Annotated in this window: 1 protein-coding gene; it reads right to left on the reverse strand. The window is 44.7% G+C overall.

Going from position 1 to position 356, the window contains the following annotated elements; all coding sequences use genetic code 11:
• Nucleotides 1-44: 44 nt before the first annotated feature.
• On the reverse strand, nucleotides 45-356 hold a 312-nt coding region (locus AB5935_RS27660; RefSeq protein WP_368328058.1), incomplete at its 5' end, for a 4Fe-4S cluster-binding domain-containing protein.

Below are 356 nucleotides of genomic sequence, written 5' to 3' on the forward strand. Positions count from 1 at the left end.
TTTGTTTCCTTTGAAAAATAAGTTTTTTTAGTGGAGAAAAGTCGTTACTTCAACTTCAAGATCCGTTGATTACTGCTTCCCCTGAACTCCAGATACGGAGAGAAAAGAGCCTGCTCGAAGCGTCCGTCCACCAACACATCTATATAATCAAGGGCAGCACTCAAGCGGGGCTGTGCCTTGATTTCTTCGTAGCTATATCCTGTATAGCACCACACATTCATCCCCGTCTCCTCTTTCACCCGTTTCAGTAAAAGCAGAAACTCCTCCGGATGGAAGAACGGATCACCACCGGAAAAAGTAACACCGTCCAGCAAAGGATTTGCCTTGATTTCACGGATGATGGACTGTATTTTTTC

Source organism: Phocaeicola sp. RTP21198st1_B8_RTP21198_201120, assembly GCF_040929485.1.
Classification (GTDB): Bacteria; Bacteroidota; Bacteroidia; order Bacteroidales; family Bacteroidaceae; genus Phocaeicola; species Phocaeicola dorei.